The 2153-nt window shown below is 60.1% G+C and carries 2 protein-coding genes; both read right to left on the bottom strand.

The annotated features are described in order from the left end of the window. Nucleotides 1-282: 282 nt before the first annotated feature. Nucleotides 283-1314 carry an IS110 family transposase gene (locus H7692_RS15090; RefSeq protein WP_222137377.1) on the bottom strand — a complete coding sequence of 344 codons (1032 nt, stop codon included), beginning with the start codon at nt 1312-1314 and terminating at the stop codon, nt 283-285. A gap of 93 nt (nt 1315-1407) precedes the next feature. Next, nucleotides 1408-2153, bottom strand: a protein-coding gene (locus H7692_RS15085) for an IS5 family transposase (protein ID WP_227340494.1) whose coding sequence is annotated in 2 segments (ribosomal slippage) — nt 1408-1844 and nt 1844-2153 — 747 coding nt annotated over the 2 segments. Because the reading frame shifts where the segments join, the coding sequence is not laid out codon by codon here. This gene is flagged as partial in the annotation.

Raw genomic sequence — 2153 nt, 5'->3', positions numbered from 1 at the left:
CTAGGGTCAGGACTTCTGTGGTTGCCGCCCGTGATGCAAGAGGGTTTCTGACCTTTTGAACTGGTGATCGAGTGCGGTCTTCTGTCAGGCCTAGATTGCGGCGCTTTCAGGGGCCGCTGGCCGGTATGGTGATCCGCGGATCAGGTCCAAATCTCATTGGCGAGCTCGATTTGCTCCGAGTCCTGAACTGGTTTTCCTGATCCAGATCTGTTCGATCATTCTGCCCATTCGGGTCGTCGCCTTCTCACACCCCTTCCATCCAGCCGCTCTGGGATAGCCTTATCAGGCTGCCATGACCGGCATCGGATTCTTGTAGTCTTCGTTCTTTGTCAACATGGCCCAAATCTGGCGCGCCATCTTGTTGGCTAGTGCGATGGCGACCAACATGCGCGGCTTACGGGCCATCATGCGCGCCAGCCATGAGCTTTCCGGGATCGCCTTGCGTCCCATCCAGTTCAATCGCGACATGGCACCAATGATCAGCATCTGCCTGATATCGGCCTGGCCGGCCTTGGTGACCCGCCCGAGCCGTTCCTTGCCGCCTGATGAAAACTGGCGCGGTACCAATCCAAGCCACGCCGCAAAGTCACGGCCGTTGCGAAAGCTCGTCATGTCAGGCGCGAAGGTCTCCACTGCCATTGCCACCAAGGGGCCGACGCCAGGCATGGTCTGCAATCGCTTCGACACCGGCGTGGCGGCTGCGAGTTCCTTGATCGTTGCGGTCTTCGCATCAATCCAGCCGCTGAGCACAGCAAGCTGCTCGAGCATCGCGAGGCACTCCTCGCGCATCAATGCCGGTAGGTCGCTGTTGGGCGCCTCCAGGATCGCGCGGATGCGACCGACGTGCCGGATGCCCTGAGGGATAACGTGCCCGAACTCATACAAAGCTGCCCGCAAGGCGTTCACCGTCTCGGTCCGCTGACGCACAAGGCGCTGGCGTGATCGATACAGGATCGCAGCGCTCTGCTGAGCCTCGCTCTTGGGTTCAACAAAGCGCATCTCGGGCCGCTGGGCCGCCACCACAATCGCCTCGGCATCGGCTGCGTCGTTCTTCTGGCGCTTCACAAATGGGCGCACGTAGCGAGGCGCGATCAGTCTGACTTCGTGACCAAATCCGCTCAGCACACGCGCCCAGTAATGAGCGCTACCGCAAGCCTCCATTACGACCGCGGCGGCTGGCTGTTGGGCCATGAAAGTGGGAAAAGCCTGTCGCGACAGTTTGCGTTGAAACCGCATCTCGCCGTTCATCGACGCCCCGTGAATCTGGAAAACAGACTTTGCCAGATCCACACCAATCATCGTATCGATACTCATGGTTGCCGTCCTCTCCGTTCGTAGCTTAAACCAAAACTACGCTGGCACATCTTGATGCCGTCAGGGAGGGCGGCAACCACCCCATCTCATTGATCAGAGCCAGAAGATGACGGTGGCGGCGAGGGCTACGGCGGAGAAGAAGGCCTTCGGGCACCGATCATAGCGTGTTGCGACCCGCCTCCAGTCCTTGAGGCGGCCGAACATGATCTCGATGCGGTTGCGGCGTTTGTAGCGGCGCTTGTCGTATTTGACGGCCTTATTCCGTATTTTCCGGCCCGGGATGCAGGGAGTGATACCCTTTTCCTGCAAGGCGTCGCGGAACCAGTCGGCATCATAGCCCCGGTCGGCGAGCATCCATTGCGCTTTGGACAGACTGTCGAGCAAAGCGGCTGCGCCCGTGTAATCGCTCACCTGCCCGGCGGTCATGAAGAAGCTGATCGGGCGGCCATTTGCATCGGTCACGGCATGAAGCTTGGTGTTCATACCGCCTTTCGTGCGGCCGATCAGGCGTCCCGGACCCCCTTTTTTACCCCAAGGCTCGACGCCGTGCGGTGGGCCTTCAAATAGGTCGCGTCGATCATGATCGTCTTGCGCTCTGGCGCCTGCGGTGTGGCCAAGCCCTCCATCATGCGGATGAAGATGCCTTTGTCGCTCCACCGCTTCCAGCGATTATAAAGCGTCTTCGCCGGGCCATACTCCCTCGGCGCATCGCGCCACCTGAGCCCATTGCGGTTGACGAAGATGATCCCGCTCAAAACCCGTCGATTATCGACCCGCTCGCGGCCATGGCGTTTCGGGAAATACGGCTGAAGACGCGCCATCTGCTCGTCCGTCAGCCA

Origin of the sequence: Sphingopyxis sp. P8 (assembly GCF_020622175.1) — a bacterium.
Taxonomy (GTDB): domain Bacteria; phylum Pseudomonadota; class Alphaproteobacteria; order Sphingomonadales; family Sphingomonadaceae; genus Sphingopyxis; species Sphingopyxis jiangsuensis.
The sequence above is the reverse complement of the archived record's forward strand: the minus strand, read 5'-3'. Positions and strand labels throughout refer to the sequence as shown.